At 53.8% G+C, this 435-nt stretch carries 1 pseudogene; it reads left to right on the top strand.

Annotated features, from left to right (window positions below):
- Positions 1 to 284: 284 nt before the first annotated feature.
- Positions 285 to 435: pseudogene (locus tag AB9F27_RS22085) on the top strand (IS30 family transposase); the annotation flags it as partial.

Below are 435 nucleotides of genomic sequence, written 5' to 3'. Positions count from 1 at the left end.
AGATCCGGTCGTGCCAGCTTAAAGCTGTACCGCTCGGTATGATGTGAGAAGGACATTGAGACTGTAAGGACAAATGATCGACTAGATCGAGGTTAGGAAAACCAGGCCTTCCCAGAGAGCTTCGCGCTTGCGGCATTGATATGGACCTGACCTTCGCATCGCCATACCGGCCCGCGGCTTGTGAAACGTCGCAATCTGAGGCCTGACACATGACACATGACCGTATCCGATCACATGTTCCAACCGTTGAAAGTATCTCTTGCATCAAACGGGGCATCCACACATGGGAGGGCGACCCAATGCGGTTTCGCCAGACGTTTGGCACGGCAAACGTGACGTCATTGGTTGAGCGCGTCAGTCGCTTCACTGTGCTGCAAATGAACCCAGACCGAACAACTGCCCGCGTTATGGGGTATCTGGCGAAAGTCATGCGTA

Source organism: Falsihalocynthiibacter sp. CO-5D18 (genome assembly GCF_041205445.1).
GTDB lineage: Bacteria > Pseudomonadota > Alphaproteobacteria > Rhodobacterales > Rhodobacteraceae > Falsihalocynthiibacter > Falsihalocynthiibacter arcticus.
Note: the sequence above shows the minus strand (reverse complement) of the source record. Positions and strands in the feature narration are given on the sequence as shown.